The sequence below is a fragment of the Kangiella sp. M94 genome, assembly GCF_054926195.1.
Genome location: NZ_CM142903.1, coordinates 2,034,425 through 2,051,818, shown reverse-complemented (window position 1 = coordinate 2,051,818; position 17,394 = coordinate 2,034,425). Strand labels below are relative to the sequence as shown.

The window sequence follows — 17,394 nt, the reverse complement described above, 5'->3', positions numbered from 1 at the left end:
CTGGTTTTGGTAGGGGCGGCCACACTGGTACCCAAAGGGCAGGATCGCCGCCCCTACCATTAAAATCAACCTTGATCTTTTTTCAATAAATCACGAATTTCAGTTAGGAGCTCCTGTTCAGGCGATGGTTTAGGCGGTGCTGCCGGTTTTGCTTCTTCTTTTCGTGATAGGCGGTTCATAGCTTTGATCATCATGAAGATGGCAAAAGCAATAATAATGAAATCTATTGCCGTTTGGATAAAGCTACCATAGTTGAGGGTGACTGCTGTCTGATCGCCGGTGGCTTCTTTGATGGTGAAAGCAAGCTCCTTGAAGTCCATGCCACCCAGTAAAATTCCTAGTGGGGGCATCAGGATGTCGTTCACAAATGAACTGACAATTTTGCCGAATGCTGCTCCGATGATGATGCCCACTGCCATATCCACTACATTGCCTTTCATGGCAAACTTTTTAAATTCACTGACCATTCCCATAATGTGTTCCCCTTAGATGTTGTTGATTATTGACTTATCCGGCGTAACTCAATGAGTTGCCTATATTTAATAGCACGAGTGAGAGGTCTGGGGAATCAGATTTTGCGGTATGCTTGCGTCAATCGCTGATTTTCTGTGCTATTATCGGGCAAATTCGTACTAAATCGTAAGTCAATGATTGGGGTAGGCTATGCGTAGCGGACAAGAGTGGATTGCGGAATACAGTGAAAGTCACCGTAACCCAACTAATAAATTATTGCACTGGCTTTGCGTTCCGACCATTATGTGGACGGTTCTGGCATTCTTGTGGGTCATTCCAGTGCCTGAAATAATGCAGTTTCACCCATTAGTCAATTGGGCGGTTATCTTCGTCGCTGTAGCGCAACTCTTCTATATCAGTTTCGGCTGGAAAATTTTTACTGGCATGCTGCTGGTGTCGGTCTTGATGCTGTGGTTTACCTATTGGCTGGAAAGCGTGGTGTCGATAGCCCTGTGGCAAATTGCCTTGGTTGTCTTTATCATAGCCTGGATTGGTCAGTTCATCGGGCACCATATCGAAGGTAAAAAACCTTCATTTTTTAAAGACTTATTATTTCTTTTAGTCGGCCCTGCCTGGGAAATGAATTATTTCCTGCGCCAAATTGGCTGGCTACGTTAATTAATATTGTTTGATTTTTAACCAATTTAGAGTTTGGGGATTTTGTAATGGCAGTAACAGAAACTACTGAGAGAGTAGCCTTTTTCAATAACGATGCTGCAACCTTCGGCATTATCATGGCTGTATTGGGGTTAATTTTTTACACCTCCAGTCGTGGCCAAGGTTTCTGGCACAAGTTCTATAAACATATTCCGGCACTATTGTTATGTTATTTCATCCCGGGGGCACTAAACACATTAGGGTTGTTTGAAAAATCCAGTGCAGATAATATTTACTATATTGCTTCTCGTTATTTACTGCCTGCCAGTTTATTCCTCCTTACCTTAAGCATTGATTTTAAAAAGATTATAGGCCTCGGATGGCGAGCAGTAGCGATGTTCTTCGCCGGTACGGTCGGCGTCATTATTGGTGGTCCATTGGCAGTGTTACTATTTGCCTTTATCGCTCCTGAGTGGGTCGGTATTACCGATCAGGTGGTGCCGAAAGGCGAAGAGATCTGGGCGGGTTTAGCAACCGTTGCCGGTAGCTGGATTGGCGGTGGTGCAAACCAGGCTTCGATGCAGGTTTTGTATGAAGTGAGTGATACTCTATTCGGCACCATGGCTGTCATGGACGTACTGGTCGCAGAAATCTGGATGGTTGCTTTATTGTTCATGATCAAAAAGTCAGACTCGATAGATAAGTGGATGAAAGCTGATAACTCGAGTATCGAAGAGCTAAAAGTAACTGTTGAAAAGTATACTCGCGAGAACGAGCGTATCGCCAGTTTCGAAGATTATAAGATGATTCTTGGTCTTGCCTTTGCAGTAGTCGGAATTGCACACTTGGCTGGTTATTTCTGGCCAGGTATGATTCTGGGCTCTGTAGAGAAGGGAAGTACAGCCTATAAGGTGTTTGATAATATTGGATTAGGCAGCTCTTTCTTTTGGATCATTATTGTTTCTACGTTATTTGCCATTTTGTTATCACAAACTAAGTTGCGTAAGATTGAACATGTCGGTTCGACTAAGATTGGTACCGTCTTTATCTATATTCTAGTGGCCAGTATTGGTATGAAGATGGATCTGACCAAGATCCTTGAGCACTACCAGGTGTTTTTCATCGGTCTGGCCTGGATGATGATCCACATCATTATTCTGTTTGTGGTAGCTAAACTAATTAAAGCGCCATATTTCTTTATCGCCGTCGGCAGTAAAGCGAATATTGGTGGTGCAGCATCAGCTCCTGTTGTTGCAGCAGCCTTCCATCCATCATTAGCACCAGTTGGTGTATTGCTGGCGATTTTAGGCTATGCAGTTGGTTCTGTAGGCGCGATTGCAACTGCGATTATGATGCGAGCAGTAGTTGGCGGATAGTCAACCGTTTCAAACGTTTTAGAAAAGCCCCTCTTCGTGAGGGGCTTTTTTGTGGTGAAAGTTAGCTTTGCCACCAATTAATTAAATACCATCCCAGGAATTCATAACTGGGCATATGCTCTTTGGCTTTTACTTTCATCTGCACAATCGCTTGTTTGTCATAATAGATACCGTCTTTAATAAGTCCATTGAGCTCATAAAATGTCGATAAATCAGTCCTGGGATCTGTGTCGGTGATAATGAGGTTTGCTTTGAATCCTTCAGCTATTTGTCCTCTGTTGCTAAACCCAAGAGCTTTGACCGGGTTCACCGTTGCACTGACGAGAATAGACTCAGCTGGAACGCCATAGCTCATCAAAAGCTGCATTTCCTTAATTGCGCCAATGCCATTAATAGTATAGTTGGCCCCTGCATCGGAGCCGAGAAGCATAGGGATATTGGCAGCGTACAGTTGCCTAGCCATCAAGCCGAGATAATCTGCTTTTGAGCGCCAGGATTCTGGGTTTTCATCCTGCATGATGTGCTCAATCCCTGGAGAGAAGATGCTCTGTATAACCTCTGGAATATACTCCATTGGCTTGCTTTCAATATATTCTGACTTCATTTCTGCCGCTTGTGCTAACTCGTCATACACAATCAAGGTTGTGGTAACAGGCTTTGGATTTTGTTTTAAAGCAAGAATTAAAGCATCTAGGTCACTCTGCTCACGGGAGTAGTTTAAAGCTGCCTGATACAGCATTTCTATATGTTCTATGCTTTGAATATTGGAAGCGAGCAGCTGTTCAAGGGAAACAGCGAATGGAGAGTGTCCCGCAAAAGGAATATTAAATTGTTCAGAGGCCTGGCTAATAGCTGTAAAGTTCTCTCGACTCAGACCGTCATAGATTTTGATTAAATCATAACCTTCTTCGCTATAAGCTTTGACCAGTTGATGTCCCTCGGCTTCTGACTCTATAAAAGTATGAAACTCGGAAGCCGCATATTGGCTGCGTTGGTTTATTGCTGGGCTGGCAACCAGCATGTCTGGGCCAATAGTCTTGCCTGACTGTACTTCTTTTTTGAGGGCTAATTGCAGTTTAAGTCCATGCATGACGCGAACCTGAGTAACTCCATGGGCAAGATTCAGCAATAGATCGCTTCGGTCATAAATATGGGTATGAACATCAGTCAGTCCCGGCATTAAGTAGCGACCATGACCATCAATAACGAGATCATAATCATCGTCAGCTGGAACACTCTCGGTAAGTTTTGTGATGATACCGTCTTCTATTACAACAGAGTGATTTGGCAATAGACTTTTAAAGTCTGCGGACAGGATATTAACGTTATTGAGCAGAATACGATTGGCAGTAACACCATTCACAATTGGCGATTGTGGGCTGAAAAGAGCATAAGGAATGGATGCCAGTACTGTCAGGAGTAAAATAATACTCACTACGGCAATAGACTTAATAATGAACTTGATACGATGCATGAGGTTTTCTCCAGTAGTGAAAACCCTGAGTCTCTAAGAAACTGGTGTTAAATTCGTCCTGAAAGATGATTCTGGACTTAATTAAGCTGCTACTTATAAAGACTTGAGGTATTCGCTGGGTGTTAAACCACAATGTTTTTTAAATACAGCATTAAATGCAGATTTTGAGCTAAAACCAGAATCCATTGCCATTTGCAGAATGCTTGCGCGGTTGTCTTTTTGGGCAAGCGACAAGAAGTGTTGAACACGCAACTGGTTGATGTAATCACAAAAATTGTGCTGGCTGCCATTATTTATAGACCATGATAATTCTTTTTCGTTAATGCCAAGCTCGTTATGTAAGTCCTTTAATGACAGGCGAGGCTGCAAATAAGATTGTTGCTGCTGAATGTATTTGTGAATCTGGTTGAATAGAGTTATGGCCTGACTCTTCTCTTCAGTTGGCTTAGATATAGTTGCATCGATAGCCTCAAACTCAGAGAGTGACTGGAAAGTTTCAGGCTGTCGCATGGCTTTGAATATCAGCAAACCAAAAAGAATGAAGTAGGCCAGCTGCATGTAAAAGTACCAGGTTTTAAGTAAAGGGAAGGGCAGATAGGGCTGTAAGTTTACTCTGGTTAGGTCAACAACGCTGAGTACAATAACAACCACCAGCAACTTACTGAGCCATTTAAGTTGAAGCGTGTATGCATCTGAGCGCAGCGCCTGATTGGCTCTATGGTATTGACGGACAAGCAGGACACTCAAACTGAAGTAGAGTAGCTGACTGAGGGTGCCAAATAATAAAACCAGTTGGGGTAAGTGGGTAAAAGGGATTGCTAGAACAGCAGGTATCAGGTGAAGCAGATAATATTTAGGTTGTGTTGTCTTTGCATACACCAGCTGCCTGACAAACCAATAAAATAAAGGTCCGCAGATTAGTGAAAATACCGGGCTAATCAGATATTCAATGACTCCAGTCTCTTCCAGAAGGTTGAAAACCATTAAACCTGAGGTGCTTATCAATAACCAGAAAAGACCTTGATATCGACGCTGATTAGCAACTAATAAAGCGCCAAAGCTGGTTAATGCAAAAAATACAATTTGCAGAATGTTAACCGCTTCGAGGTGGTAACTATGCATTGTTATTTCGGCATAAAATTTTCTGCCAACATGCAGCGGGTGCTACCGCCGCCAACTTGCTCAATGGTTGGAATCGGGCAAGGCAGCAGTTTGCCGTGCTTTTCCAGTGTGGCTTTTTGCTGTTTGGTAAAGCCTCGATAAGCGCTGTCAGACATGACAATGATTTTGTCGCCTTTGCTGTTATGTAGCTGCAATATGTTGCCGCAGAAGCTGTTTTCGGTTTGTTCAAAGCTGATATCAATCACTTCTTTTTTCGTTTCTGCAAAGCTATCGAGTAGCAGTTGTTTCTGCTGGTCATTGACTATTGAATCCAGGCAAATCACTACAAAATGCTCACCAACACTCATCATCACATTGGTGTGATAGAAAGGTTTGCCGCTGCTACTTTGGCTGTTAAAGCTGGTTGGTGTATAGCCTTGTTGTTGGCAGAAGTCTTCGAACAGCGCTTTATCGCAACGATCTGAGATGGCGGCGTAGGCGATCTGGTTACTGTGGTCGAAGATGATACTGCCGGTTCCTTCAAGGATTTGTTGATGATTTTTGTCGACATGTTCCGTTTTGTTAACCTGATAACCGTTACGATTAAGCAAAAGGGTAAGCTCGTCAGGGCGGACTTCAGCTCGACGATTGGGTGTCTTCATGGGGTAGAGTGTCAATGTGCCGCTATTTGAGGTTGAGAACCAGTTATTGGGGAATACCGCATCAGGCAGGTCTGGCAACTCTTGATGGCTTTGAGCATGTTTGTTGAGTAACAAAACCTCAATATGCTCGTCACGTAACAGGTTTACCATCTCATTGAATTCGCATAGAGCATCTTCACGAAGGTGTTCGTTCGGTTGCTGTGGCTTATTTTGAAATTCGTTGTCAGCGCCGGTTTGCTCGTTAAAGGCAAAGTCGGTGGGCGGTACCATGATGACAGAGTTGGTAGTGTGAGTTTGTTTGGTAGTCATGAGTTTTGGTACTTTTGGTTAGCCTGTTTGGCTGGAATGTTTGGAAAGAAGCAAGATAAAAAAAAGGCTTGCAAGGTGCAAGCCATTTATTAGCAATCTGCGAAACATAAGGACCAAATGGGGGTAGGTATATATATTAATGCTCGCTCGCTAAACAAAGGAGTCAGTCAATGAAACCAAAAACCAAGTTACCAACTTACAGGAGTTCCTCCCCTGTGGACTTAAACAATGCTAAGTCAAAAACCGTCTTCATAAAATTTTACAAAATGCATTATAAAAATTTTATAAAGTGTTTGCCTTGAGCTACAAAGGTTTGTCAAAATAGCTGCATCAAATGCATATTTGACTTTTCAGAGTCCTTTAAAAATAAAGGATTTCTTGAGTAGCTCCTTGAGACAGGTCAAATATTAACCACTTGTAAGACCAGGTTCAAACGATATATTTTTATGTTATATATAAAAAAAACTAATGCAAGGAGAGGCGATGTCTAGACGTTTACCACCGCTCAACAGTTTGCGCGCTTTTGAAGCGGCTGCGCGACATTTGAGTTTCACAAAAGCAGCCGAAGAATTATTTGTGACTCAAGCTGCCATTAGCCACCAAATCAAAGCCTTAGAGGATTTCTTAGGTGTGCAGCTATTTATCCGTAGAAACCGGAAGTTGCTTCTGACTGATGAAGGGCAGCTCTATTGGCCGAAGATACGTGATATTTTCGAGAAGCTGGTCAATGCTACCGAGCAGGTTAAAGCTCAAGGTGCGACCGGATCCTTGACGGTTTGTGTTATTCCAACCTTTGCTACTTTGTGGTTAATTCCTCGATTAGCCGAGTTTGGCGAGCTTCACCCTGAGATTGAAGTTCGTATTAAGGCCTCCGATGTGGAAGTGGACTTTGTGCGTGAAGATATAGATATCGCCATTTATTACGGCAAGGGTGAGTATGATGGCCTTTGTTGTGACGTCCTGTTTGAAGAACATTTGACGCCGGTTTGTTCGCCAGACTTCCCGCAGAAAAAGAAATTGAAATCTCCGGAAGATTTGAAAAATGTGACATTACTGCATGATGCGACCACTGAAGAATGGCGTACCTGGCTGAAAAGTGCCGAAGTGACTGGGGTAAACCTTGATCATGGGCCAGTATTCAGTCATTCAGGCATGGTGCTACAGGCAGCACGTCATGGTCAGGGTATCGCCATGGGTCATAGTGTATTATCACAGATGGACATCGAAACCGGTCGCTTGATTGCACCATTTGATATTGTGGTGGATAGTGGCTATTCCTATGATCTGGTCTGTCCTGAGAACTCTTATGATCGTCCTAAGGTTGTTGCTTTCCGTGAGTGGTTGCTCTCGAAGGTGAACGAAGATATGGATGATGATGTGATATTTTAAGCTAGCGTTGTTAGTCAAAGCCCCGGTCTGGTACTGGGGCTTTTTTTATGGGTAGATGCACGGAGAAGGTTACTGTTATAAGTTATAGTTTATAGTTGGAAGTTACCGTTTAACTGAATGAGTGACGCTCTATAGCTGTAAATGTATGTGGTCTGGATTAACTGAGGAGATTCTGTGTGAGTTTAAACTTGGAGTCGACAATTACATGCCCTGAATGTGGTGGAAAAACTCAAGAAGTGATGCCAACCAATATGTGTCAATGGTTTTATGAATGCCCCCAATGCAAAGCACTGCTAAAGCCATTAAAAGGTGACTGTTGTGTGTTTTGTTCATACGGTACGGTGAAGTGTCCACCAGTTCAGCAGGGTAGTTCTTGCTGTAAATAAGGAAGTTAAGTCAGCGTGATGGGGTATTGTGGTGAGATAGTATGAATTAGATAGTGCTCCAGTCATTTATGATGAATGACTGGAGCTTCCGGTAGAGCTTGTTTTCTTCCGGCTATTAGTCGCGGATAGAGAAATAATCCTGAGTACCGTGGGCTTCAATGGCTTCGCCTATTTTGCGCATGGCGTGGGTATAGGCGGCATTTCTCATGCTGCGACCTTCTGATTGAGCCAGATCCCATATACGATTGAAACTCTCAGACATAATTTTCTGCAGTCTCTCATGTACGGTTGGCAAATCCCAGGCGTAACCTGAACGGTTTTGTACCCACTCAAAGTAGGATACGGTGACACCGCCAGCATTGGCTAGAACATCAGGAATAACGTGAATGCCTTTGCTGTGTAACGTGTCGTCAACATCGCTCAAGACTGGGCCATTGGCGACTTCTACGATGTATTTCGCTTTGATGTTGTCGATATTATGACCGCCGATAACACCATCCAGCGCTGCTGGTATCAGAATGTCCACATCCAGCTCTAGTAGCTCTTCATTAGTGATGGCTGTATGCTCGACCTGCTCACAGACAGAGTGCGTGCAGTAAACGGCTTTTACCTGCTTGGTGGCCTGTTTTTCTTTGTAGATGCTGGGCACATCAAAACCATGGCTCGAGTAAATTCCGCCACGCGAATCACTGATGGCAACTATTTTATAGCCTCGCTCATGTAACAGGCGAGCTACATGGTAACCACCATTACCGAAACCTTGAACTGCAACAGTAATCTCTTCCGGCTTCCAGTTGTGTTTTTTCTCAAGCTCAAGAATACACAGATAGGCGCCGCGTCCAGTGGCATCATCTCGTCCCACGCTGCCACCGAGGCTTAATGGCTTGCCGGTAATTACGCCAGGGGCTTTCTTACGAGTGATGTATTCATATTCGTCCATCATCCAGCCCATAATACGTTCATTGGTATAAACATCAGGTGCTGGTATATCGCGGTCAGGGCTGATGACATCGGCCATTTGTCTCACATAAGAGCGTGATAGACGTTCTACTTCCATGCGTGACAGTTTTTTGGGGTCGACTGTGACGCCGCCTTTGCCGCCACCATAAGGCAAGCCAACCACTGCACATTTAATGGTCATCCACAGCGCCAGTGCTTGAACTTCTTGCAGGTTAACATCCGGATGGAAGCGAATACCGCCTTTAGTAGGCCCTAACGCATTGTTATAGCGGCAACGATAGGCGGTAAAATATTGAGTTGAGCCATCATCCATACGAACGGGCAGGGATGCGACCATCGTTCGCATAGGGTGCATGAGTGCTTCGATGACTTCATAATTAACACCCGCACTTTCACCGATTCGACGGACACGAGTAATCGCATCTTGATAGACTTGATCAGACATTGAAAATCCTATGTTGACTGTATTGTAGAGTTGAATTCTGTAAGTCGAGAGGTTATACCACGTCAGAAATGTGATGTGAAATTGAGTGCTTAAAAATCAGGAGTGGTCGGAGCTATAATTTTTGGTTATAAAGAAGCATAAACTTTCAATAGGGGCACTTATGAGCAACCATAATGATTCCGCATTCCAACATAAAACGGTATGGGTAACTGGGGCCTCTTCAGGGATAGGTGAAGGACTTGCTTATGTACTCGCTAAAAAGGGGGCGCGTTTAATTTTGTCTGCGCGCCGACTGGATGAGCTGGAGCGGATCAAAGCAAATTGCCGAAATTCAGAGCGGCATCACTGCGTTGAACTTGATTTAGCACACAGTGATCACTTTGAATCTTTAGTCGAGCAGGTGATCAATGAATATGGCCCCATTGATATCTTGATCAATAATGCTGGCTTGAGTCAGCGCTCGAAAGTACTGGATACGGGACTTGAGATCCATCGTCGTTTAATGGAGGTGAACTATTTTGGCACGGTGCAACTGACACAAGCTGTATTGCCACACTTACTGGAGCGACAGCAGGGTGGTGTCATAACGGTTAGTTCGTTGGTGGGGAAGTTCACCACGCCGTTGCGTTCGGCCTATGCCGCATCCAAGCATGCGATTACCGCCTATATGGACAGTTTGCGTGCTGAACTGCATGGCCAGGGCGTACAGTTCACGACCATATATCCGGGCTTTATTAAAACCAACTTAACCTACAAAGCATTATTGGCCGATGGCTCTGAACAGAACAAAATGGATGATGCTCAGGAAAAAGGCATGAGCCCTGAAGTCTGCGCTGAGAAGATATTGAAAGCCTGGTGTAAAGGAAAAGCAGAAGCCTATATCGGTGGCAAAGAAACCTACGCGATTTATATCAAGAGATTCTTGCCAAAGCTTTTTGCACGCATGGTCAGAACTGCGAAGGTGACTTGAATATAAAGTTCACAAGTCTGCATATTGTTAAATCCATACTCAAGGAACCAATTAAATATGAATATGACCTTTCTGCTTAACTTTACCTTTGACTAAAATCTCATCGGCTTCTTCAATCATTTTTGAGGCAGTCATCATATCCGATGACTCTGCGACAAAAGCACCAATGGTGATGTTGATTTGAATTGACTCCCCTTTTTTGTCCCTAACAGGTTTCTCTACAATAGAACTGTGGATTCTTTTGAGTAATTGGATGGCATCTTTTTTATCAGAAACCTCAGCAGCCACAACAAATTCATCGCCACCATATCGCCCCAATAAGTCAAAGTCCCGTAATGAAGCGCGGGTTCGATTAACCACCTCCTGTAAAACCTTATCACCAATTAAATGATTATGGTTGTCGTTAACTTCTTTGAAATTATCAATATCTATTAAGGCCACAACAATAGTGTTTCCGGTTCGATGGATGCGATGAATTTCTTCGGCTAAACGTTGCTCAAAGGAAGAACGTCTCAGGCAATTGGTTAAATAATCATAAGTTGCGTGTCGGTAATAGAGCCAGTGTTTGTGGATTAAAATAAAGGTGATAGCAATAAAAACAGTAATCAAGAATATCGGTGACAATAAACCCGCTATGCCGGTAATAAAAAGTGGAACCCATTGTTGGTCAATGGCGAAGTCAACCAAGGCGGTGAAAATATACAATGCCAGGACCTTAGTCATTAGGTTTGCATAAGGTAGTTTTTGTCGGTTGGACTGGTAAAAAATGTAGAAGTAATACGGAATAAGAATAAATACGCTAATTAGCTGAATCATATCAAGCACATAATATATCCAGTCTATGGGTAGAATGGTGACACTAATAATCCCTAATAACAGAATGAATAAAAGAACAGCTTTGATGGACCATGGAATACTTTGTTTAAAAAAGCTGGAAACGAACAGAAAGAAGTTAACCGTTAAAATAGCAAATAACAGCATATTAATGCGGAAAATGCTGGTTAGGTTAATGCCTGAATCCAGTGCTGCCTGCGAGTAGGTGAGTAAATAAATGGATTCAAACACGCAAAGGATGGCAAATAATAAGTTTTCCCGGTGTGCCGGTTGAGCTAAGTAATAAAAAATCTGCACCGCAGAAATCAGGAGAATCATGCCAATAAAGATCATGAGTAGAGACTCTTGAGTGGCCGTATTTTGATAGGTGTTTTTTACACTATCAATAACTGGCGCGCTCATCACCATGCCACCGGGGCGAGCATGATTATAGACTTTAATCACTAGTTCATTGGGTTGTTCATAATTAAGGATAGTAGAGGGGATAGGATAAAGACGCTGATATAAAGTTGCCTTTTCAAAGTTAGGTGCAAACTGACCCGTTTGGCCAATCAGATGACCATTAATATAGAGCTTATCAGCATCACGTATTTGTCGAATATATACAGCTAAAGATTGATATTGGAATTTCTCAGAAACAGTAAAGGTGGTTCGATAATATGCTAAACCATTGAACTCCGGGAATGCCTCCTCAATAGGGCCGGGGACATTGATTGAACTACAGTCGTATTGATTTTTTGATGTTGCGTATTGACATACCTGCCAGTCGCCCTCAAATTCCACAGGCAGTTGTTCAACTGAATACTCCTGAGCAGCATTCAGCGAACATGAGAATAACAATAGGAAAATAAAACGCAACAAAAGCCCCTCCTCATTGAGCCAATACCATCAATTCCTTCGACTAAAAAGTGGATCGCTTATAGTTATATTTTTTTGTTCTCTAAACCTACTATACCAGCTTATTTTTTGTTCGATAGTAGTAAATTATGAATCAATCAAAAAAGCCCAGAAGATGTCTGGGCTTTTCGTTGTTTGAACAGCTTAATTACTTATTCATGCTTTCGTCACGAATGGCTTTAAACTCAGTACCTTCATACCAATTAGGGTAATCACCACTGTTGCTCAGAAGGTAGCCTGCTTCAAAGAAGACTTTGACGTCATCTAAAGCTGCTTCCCAAGCCCAGTCTTCCTGATATTCATCACACACCTGGTGGTAGCATTCGCCACGCTTATTGTTACGTTGTTCGATGAGCGCCAAGTCCTGACCTTCGCGGTATTCTGTACCACCGCCAGCATAGATTGCTGGAACGCCTAGTTTAGCTAAGCTGAAATGATCAGAGCGGTAATAACCACCACGCTCCGGTTTTGCTTCCGCGACCAGTTCGCGCCCTTGGCGTTCGGCTGCTTTGGAAACATACTTCTCCATTTCTGATTTACCAAAACCAACGACTGTTAAGTCTTCAACACGACCACTGATGTTCATGCTATCGATGTTGAAAGCCCCGACTATTTTGTTCATTGGTACGGTTGGGTTGGCTGCGTAATATTTTGAGCCTAACAAGCCTTGCTCTTCAGCGGTCACGGCAATAAAAGTCACACTGCGCTCTGGTTGCTCTGGCAACGCCTTGAAAGCTTGAGCAATGCTGATGATGCCAGCGGTACCGGTGGCATTGTCCACCGCGCCATTGAATATTTGATCGCCTTCAAAATGCGGATTCATGCCCAGGTGATCCCAGTGCGCCATATAAACCACATGTTCATCTGGTTTCGTTTTGCCCGGTATGGTCGCAATAACGTTAGGTGACTCTGACTTTTCGATAGTATTTCTGACCGTTACTGAAGCAGTTGCATCAAGTGGTACGGCTTCAAAGTCCGGTTTTAGGGCTGCTTCTTGCATTGCGGCTAAATCCAGTCCAGCCTGACTGAACAGGTTTAGTGCCTGGTCGTAAGTGATCCACATTTCTACATCTAGCTTGGGGTCGTCGCCTGCTTCGGCAAGATGGTACTGTGGGCCAGACCAACTATTTGATACTACGTTCCAGCCGTAAGATGCTGGGGCTGTGTCATGAATAATAATTGCGCTAGAAGCACCTTGACGAGCGGCTTCTTCATATTTGTATGTCCAACGACCGTAATAGGTCATAGCTTTGCCCTGGAATACTTCCGGATCTTGAGTGTGGAAGCCTGGGTCATTGACCAGAATCACCGCTGTTTTGCCTTCCATATCAAGGCCTTCATAGTCATTCCAGTTATATTCTGGAGCGACAATACCAAATCCGACGAATACCAGATCCGACTTATCAAGGGTAACGGTTTCAACCAGCTTGCTGCTGTTAGCTACGAAGTCTTCAGGGAATTTCAAGGTGTTATCACCCAGTTGTAGCTCCATGTTTGCATCAGCTTCGATGCTGGTTAGCGGGACCTGTTGCAGATAGCTGTCACCGTTGCCTGGCTCTAACCCCAGCTCTTTAAATTCGCTGGTCAGGAATTCAACGGTTTTGCGGCCACCTTCGGTAGCTGGGCTTCGACCCTGAAAGTCATCGGTAGACATGAATTTCACGCGTTCTTTATATTGCGCCAAATCGATATTGTCATAGGCGGTTAAGAAGCTGTTTTGAGGCTTGCCACTAGGTTGTGGTTGAGCCTGTTTTGCTTCGACTTCTGCTGTTTCAGAAGAGGGCTGCGCTGATTCTTGTTGCTTGTCATCGCAAGCGGTTAGAAACAAAGCAGCTAAAGATAGAGTTATTAAGGATTTCTTCATCATTTGGTCCTACTCTTCGAGCTGTTTTAAGGTTTGAAAGTGGGCTTTATATTACCCATGCCCAGTATTTAACTCAACTTTGTTCGCTCATTGGGATGACCAGTTAACTTTCCGTTACATCGCAACACTTGACTGGCTGGCTCTGCTCGGTAAGCTAGTTGCACTTGTTTTGTAGAGTAGAGAGTCTCATCCATGAAAAAACAACAGATAACCCATAGGTTGCTCAAGCCATTGCTTATCAAGTCAATGCTGAGCTGTGCTCTTGTCTTCTCTGCCAGTATTCAGGCAGAACCCCTGACTTTAGATAAAGTCATGTCTGATCCGGACTGGATTGGTAATGCCCCAGAAAATGTCTACTGGCACGCGAATGGTGAGAGCATTTACTACCAACAGAAAATTGTCGGTAATAAAGAGAAAGCCTGGTATCAGCTAAATCTTGCCACCAAACAGGCGCAAAAACTTAGCGATAAAGAGCTACTTGAGCGTGACGGTAATAATGGCGTTTTAAACCCGAATAAAACCTTAAAAGCCTATAACCTGAATGGTGATTTATACGTTCGTTATCTGGAGTCGGGTGAAGTTCGTCAGTTGACTAAAACGTTGGCTAATGAAGGTCAGCCAATGTTTATCGGTAACCAGAATGTGGCTTTCCGTGAAAAAAACAGTTTTTATAGTATTAATTTAAATGATGGCCTGATCAGTCTCCTTGCGGATATTCGCTTAGAAGAGGACCCAGACAAGGAAGAAGATAAAGGCTATCTGAAAGAGCAGCAAACGCGTTATTTTGATTATATCCGTCAACAACAAGAGCAACGCGAGCATAACAAAAAACGCCAGCAACAAGTCGCTGAAAGTTCTGAAAGAGATGCGCCAGAACCATGGTATCTGGGTAAGCAAAAGGAAATTCATACCTTGAGCTTATCGCCCAATGGGCGCTACCTGGTCGTCGGTACCTATGATAAGTCTGAAGAAAAGGGTAAGGCCGACAATATGCCACGTTTTGTGACTGAAGATGGCTATGTTAAGAATGAAGAGGTTAGAACTTTAGTCGGTACTTCTGAACCGCGCCATGAAACGCTTTATTTGTTGGATCTCAACACTCGTGAAAAATCTGAATTAAGTTATGAAGATCTGCCTTATATCGAAGATGATCCTTTGGCGGATATCAAACGCGACACAGCACGAAAGTTGGATAAAGAGTACGAAGCTCACAAAGGCATTCGTAGTGTTTCTTTGTTCGACTGGATCCCAAGCAATGGCATTCAATGGTCGCCAGATGGGAACAATGCGCTATTGATGCTTTATTCAGCAGACAATAAAGATCGCTGGATTGCGACTATCGACTTTGATGATAAAGAATTAGATAACCAGCATCACATACGTGATAAAGCATGGGTTAACGACTGGAATTTTAATGATTTCGGCTGGATTGATAATAAAACGATTTATTACACATCAGAAGCAACAGGCTTTAGCCACTTATATACCAAAGTGATCAATCGTGGCGATGATGCGCTGACAAAGGGTCGCTATGTAGTGGACTCAGTTACTCTGTCGCCTGACAAGAAGTACTTCTATTATCGCGCCAATAAAAAACATCCCGGGATTTTTGAAGTCTATCGAGTTGCCGTTAAGGGTGGTGATTCGCGGGCGGTCACCGATATGGGTGGCCTAAATGATTATGTATTGTCACCCGACGGTACTCAGTTGATCATTGAGCATTCCGAAGCCTTAAAACCTAAAGATTTGTATGTTACTGCTGCTACAGGCGGTGATGTGACACAACTGACCGATACGGTATCGGATGAGTTTAAGTCCATGGCCTGGACTCAGCCTGAGTATGTGGAAATTCCATCACGCGAAGCGGACTTGCCTATTCATGCCCGTCTATACAAACCTGCCAGTTTTGATGTTGAGCGAGCAGAGCAGTATCCAGCAGTGATCTTTATCCATGGCGCGGGCTATTTACAAAATGCCCACCAGGGTTGGTCGAATTACTTCCGTGAGTTTATGTTCCACAGTTTCTTGAACCAGCAAGGTTATGTAGTTCTGGATCTCGATTACCGCGGTTCAGCTAATTATGGCCGTGACTGGCGAACTGCGATTTATCGTCAAATGGGCACACCGGAAGTCATTGATTTGCAGGATGGTGCAAACTGGATGGCCAGCAATGCCAATGTTGACCGCAGTAAGGTTGGAATTTATGGCGGCTCTTATGGTGGCTTCCTGACCTTTATGGCGTTATTTACTGCGCCTGATGAGTTTGCCGCAGGTGCTTCGTTACGTCCAGTAACCGATTGGGCGCACTATAATCATCCCTACACATCAAATATTCTGAATACACCCAAGGTTGATCCTGTGGCTTATGAGCGCAGCTCGCCGATTGAGTTTGCCGAAGGTTTGAACAAGCCATTATTGATTGCGCATGGTATGGTTGACGACAATGTATTCTTTAAAGATACGGTACGTCTGGTGCAGCGTTTGATTGAACTGGAAAAAACAGAGTATTTCGAAACAGCGATTTATCCGATTGAGCCGCATGGCTTTACTGAGCCTTCAAGCTGGCTGGATGAATATAAGCGGATTTATTTCTTGTTTGAACGTCACTTGAAGTAAGTGTTTCTGTATAAAAATAAAAAAGGCTTCCTGTTGGAAGCCTTTTTTTATGTGCTAAGAGCGAACGTCACTCATCCCTACCGTTAGAACTACAAAGTATTCTTGGACTTCTTAACATCACCCAAATAGACTTCGCGATAAGACATATAACCGATACCTACCATCACTGGCATGAGCACAGCGGTGAGCAATGTGCTTAATAATAGATCGGCAGCAACTGGCGGCAACACTGCTGAAACAAGTGCTCCAACGAGCATTGCTATTAGTCCAACTGCGATACCAAGGCCTATCAAAACCAGAACCAGAACAATCATCGCTAACAGGTTCTTGATACCACCAATAAAGCTGTTCAAAAGTGCCGATAACGGATTTTGTTCTTGGAACATGATCAGGTTAACTGCAAACCAGTTAGCTAGCGACAAAGCGATAAAGCTAAGGATTATCCATAAAACATAGGGACCAATGACCGAGGCAAAGGCCTCCATTTCAACCTGAACTGCCTCAGGGCTGCTACCGGCCTGTATGATTTGCCAATCAATGGACTGAAGCTGCTCAATTCCTATGGCACTTAAAATGACATAAACAATAGCACCTCCTATAGCAGCAAAAATACCGCAGTAGGCCAGCAAGGCAAATTTTTTCGGGTGAGAAAAGCCCTCAAAAAACTGTTGCGGCGTAACTTCTCCAGACTTTTGCTGGACTTTGTTTGCTCCGAGATAACCACCAGCTAAAAAGAGTGGATTTAATATCAATACCAACATAGCTATGATTACGCCCAGCATGGGTAGTACAGTCGTTACAATGCTGTAGATTAGTCCAGCCAGAAACCACTTGCCAAAATGGGGAACAAATATTTCGGATAAAGAACGCTCTACCCAGTGGTATCCTCGGCCAGGTGATACCATTTGAGCCTGACCATCGCTGGGTTGTGGTGTTTGCTCTTCATCAACATGAACAAATTCGTTGTTATTATCCATTGCGTTTCCTTGTTATTTTCACAT

At 43.6% G+C, this 17,394-nt stretch carries 14 protein-coding genes; 6 read left to right on the top strand and 8 right to left on the bottom strand.

From position 1 onward, the window contains the following. Positions 1 to 65: 65 nt before the first annotated feature. Positions 66 to 473: a large-conductance mechanosensitive channel protein MscL gene (gene mscL, locus ACYTXU_RS09455; protein WP_462206461.1), complete on the bottom strand. Its 408-nt coding sequence runs from the start codon at positions 471 to 473 to the stop codon at positions 66 to 68. 190 nt (positions 474 to 663) lie between these two features. On the opposite strand from mscL, the gene ACYTXU_RS09450 reads away from it, so the two are divergent. Together ACYTXU_RS09450 and ACYTXU_RS09445 are read left to right on the top strand one after the other, a co-directional pair. Beyond that, positions 664 to 1,131, top strand: a complete 468-nt coding sequence (locus tag ACYTXU_RS09450) for an Mpo1 family 2-hydroxy fatty acid dioxygenase (RefSeq protein WP_462206460.1) — start codon at positions 664 to 666, stop codon at positions 1,129 to 1,131. 47 nt (positions 1,132 to 1,178) lie between these two features. Further along, complete coding sequence (locus ACYTXU_RS09445) at positions 1,179 to 2,486, top strand: DUF819 family protein (RefSeq protein WP_462206458.1); 1,308 nt, start codon at positions 1,179 to 1,181, stop codon at positions 2,484 to 2,486. A 61-nt stretch (positions 2,487 to 2,547) separates the two neighbouring features. On the opposite strand, the gene ACYTXU_RS09440 is transcribed toward ACYTXU_RS09445, so the two are convergent. The 3 genes from ACYTXU_RS09440 to ctlX all read right to left on the bottom strand — a co-directional run bounded on the left by ACYTXU_RS09440 (position 2,548) and on the right by ctlX (position 6,032). Beyond that, entirely contained in the window at positions 2,548 to 3,960 is a 1,413-nt protein-coding gene (locus ACYTXU_RS09440; protein WP_462206457.1) for an amidohydrolase family protein, read from the bottom strand. A 93-nt stretch (positions 3,961 to 4,053) separates the two neighbouring features. Continuing rightward, a complete protein-coding gene (locus ACYTXU_RS09435; protein WP_462206456.1) occupies positions 4,054 to 5,082 on the bottom strand; it encodes an AraC family transcriptional regulator in 1,029 nt (342 codons plus the stop codon). 2 nt (positions 5,083 to 5,084) lie between these two features. Continuing rightward, positions 5,085 to 6,032, bottom strand: coding sequence for a citrulline utilization hydrolase CtlX (gene ctlX, locus ACYTXU_RS09430; protein WP_462206454.1), 948 nt, complete (start codon positions 6,030 to 6,032; stop codon positions 5,085 to 5,087). Between the two features lie 483 nt (positions 6,033 to 6,515). On the opposite strand from ctlX, the gene ACYTXU_RS09425 reads away from it, so the two are divergent. Both ACYTXU_RS09425 and ACYTXU_RS09420 read left to right on the top strand, forming a co-directional pair. Continuing rightward, positions 6,516 to 7,421, top strand: coding sequence for a transcriptional regulator GcvA (locus ACYTXU_RS09425; RefSeq protein ID WP_462206453.1), 906 nt, complete (start codon positions 6,516 to 6,518; stop codon positions 7,419 to 7,421). A gap of 176 nt (positions 7,422 to 7,597) precedes the next feature. Further along, entirely contained in the window at positions 7,598 to 7,807 is a 210-nt protein-coding gene (locus ACYTXU_RS09420; protein ID WP_462206452.1) for a GDCCVxC domain-containing (seleno)protein, read from the top strand. 115 nt (positions 7,808 to 7,922) lie between these two features. Here the strand turns inward: ACYTXU_RS09420 and ACYTXU_RS09415 are convergent, their stop codons facing one another. Then, on the bottom strand, positions 7,923 to 9,212 hold the full coding sequence (locus tag ACYTXU_RS09415; RefSeq protein WP_462206451.1) for a Glu/Leu/Phe/Val family dehydrogenase: 1,290 nt from the start codon (positions 9,210 to 9,212) through the stop codon (positions 7,923 to 7,925). Between the two features lie 160 nt (positions 9,213 to 9,372). Here ACYTXU_RS09415 and ACYTXU_RS09410 point away from each other — a divergent pair, with 160 nt between their 5' ends. Next, a complete protein-coding gene (locus ACYTXU_RS09410) occupies positions 9,373 to 10,182 on the top strand; it encodes an SDR family oxidoreductase (protein ID WP_462206450.1) in 810 nt (269 codons plus the stop codon). A 51-nt stretch (positions 10,183 to 10,233) separates the two neighbouring features. Here the strand turns inward: ACYTXU_RS09410 and ACYTXU_RS09405 are convergent, their stop codons facing one another. Further along, positions 10,234 to 11,877, bottom strand: a complete 1,644-nt coding sequence (locus ACYTXU_RS09405) for a GGDEF domain-containing protein (RefSeq protein ID WP_462206449.1) — start codon at positions 11,875 to 11,877, stop codon at positions 10,234 to 10,236. Between the two features lie 184 nt (positions 11,878 to 12,061). Continuing rightward, entirely contained in the window at positions 12,062 to 13,777 is a 1,716-nt protein-coding gene (locus ACYTXU_RS09400) for a M28 family metallopeptidase (RefSeq protein ID WP_462209410.1), read from the bottom strand. A gap of 192 nt (positions 13,778 to 13,969) precedes the next feature. Here ACYTXU_RS09400 and ACYTXU_RS09395 point away from each other — a divergent pair, with 192 nt between their 5' ends. After that, positions 13,970 to 16,393, top strand: a complete 2,424-nt coding sequence (locus tag ACYTXU_RS09395) for a S9 family peptidase (protein WP_462206448.1) — start codon at positions 13,970 to 13,972, stop codon at positions 16,391 to 16,393. A gap of 89 nt (positions 16,394 to 16,482) precedes the next feature. Here ACYTXU_RS09395 and ACYTXU_RS09390 read toward each other — a convergent pair whose 3' ends face one another. Beyond that, positions 16,483 to 17,370, bottom strand: a complete 888-nt coding sequence (locus ACYTXU_RS09390) for a BPSS1780 family membrane protein (RefSeq protein ID WP_462206447.1) — start codon at positions 17,368 to 17,370, stop codon at positions 16,483 to 16,485. Between the last annotated feature and the right edge of the window lie 24 nt (positions 17,371 to 17,394).

Excerpts from the sequence above, each read along its gene's own strand:
- mscL (WP_462206461.1), bottom strand. The coding sequence starts at position 473 with ATGGGAATGGTCAGTGAATTTAAAAAGTTTGCCATGAAAGGCAATGTA.
- ACYTXU_RS09450 (WP_462206460.1), top strand. The coding sequence starts at position 664 with ATGCGTAGCGGACAAGAGTGGATTGCGGAATACAGTGAAAGTCACCGT.
- ACYTXU_RS09445 (WP_462206458.1), top strand. The coding sequence starts at position 1,179 with ATGGCAGTAACAGAAACTACTGAGAGAGTAGCCTTTTTCAATAACGAT.
- ACYTXU_RS09440 (WP_462206457.1), bottom strand. The coding sequence starts at position 3,960 with ATGCATCGTATCAAGTTCATTATTAAGTCTATTGCCGTAGTGAGTATT.
- ACYTXU_RS09435 (WP_462206456.1), bottom strand. The coding sequence starts at position 5,082 with ATGCATAGTTACCACCTCGAAGCGGTTAACATTCTGCAAATTGTATTT.
- ctlX (WP_462206454.1), bottom strand. The coding sequence starts at position 6,032 with ATGACTACCAAACAAACTCACACTACCAACTCTGTCATCATGGTACCG.
- ACYTXU_RS09425 (WP_462206453.1), top strand. The coding sequence starts at position 6,516 with ATGTCTAGACGTTTACCACCGCTCAACAGTTTGCGCGCTTTTGAAGCG.
- ACYTXU_RS09415 (WP_462206451.1), bottom strand. The coding sequence starts at position 9,212 with ATGTCTGATCAAGTCTATCAAGATGCGATTACTCGTGTCCGTCGAATC.
- ACYTXU_RS09410 (WP_462206450.1), top strand. The coding sequence starts at position 9,373 with ATGAGCAACCATAATGATTCCGCATTCCAACATAAAACGGTATGGGTA.
- ACYTXU_RS09400 (WP_462209410.1), bottom strand. The coding sequence starts at position 13,777 with ATGAAGAAATCCTTAATAACTCTATCTTTAGCTGCTTTGTTTCTAACC.
- ACYTXU_RS09395 (WP_462206448.1), top strand. The coding sequence starts at position 13,970 with ATGAAAAAACAACAGATAACCCATAGGTTGCTCAAGCCATTGCTTATC.
- ACYTXU_RS09390 (WP_462206447.1), bottom strand. The coding sequence starts at position 17,370 with ATGGATAATAACAACGAATTTGTTCATGTTGATGAAGAGCAAACACCA.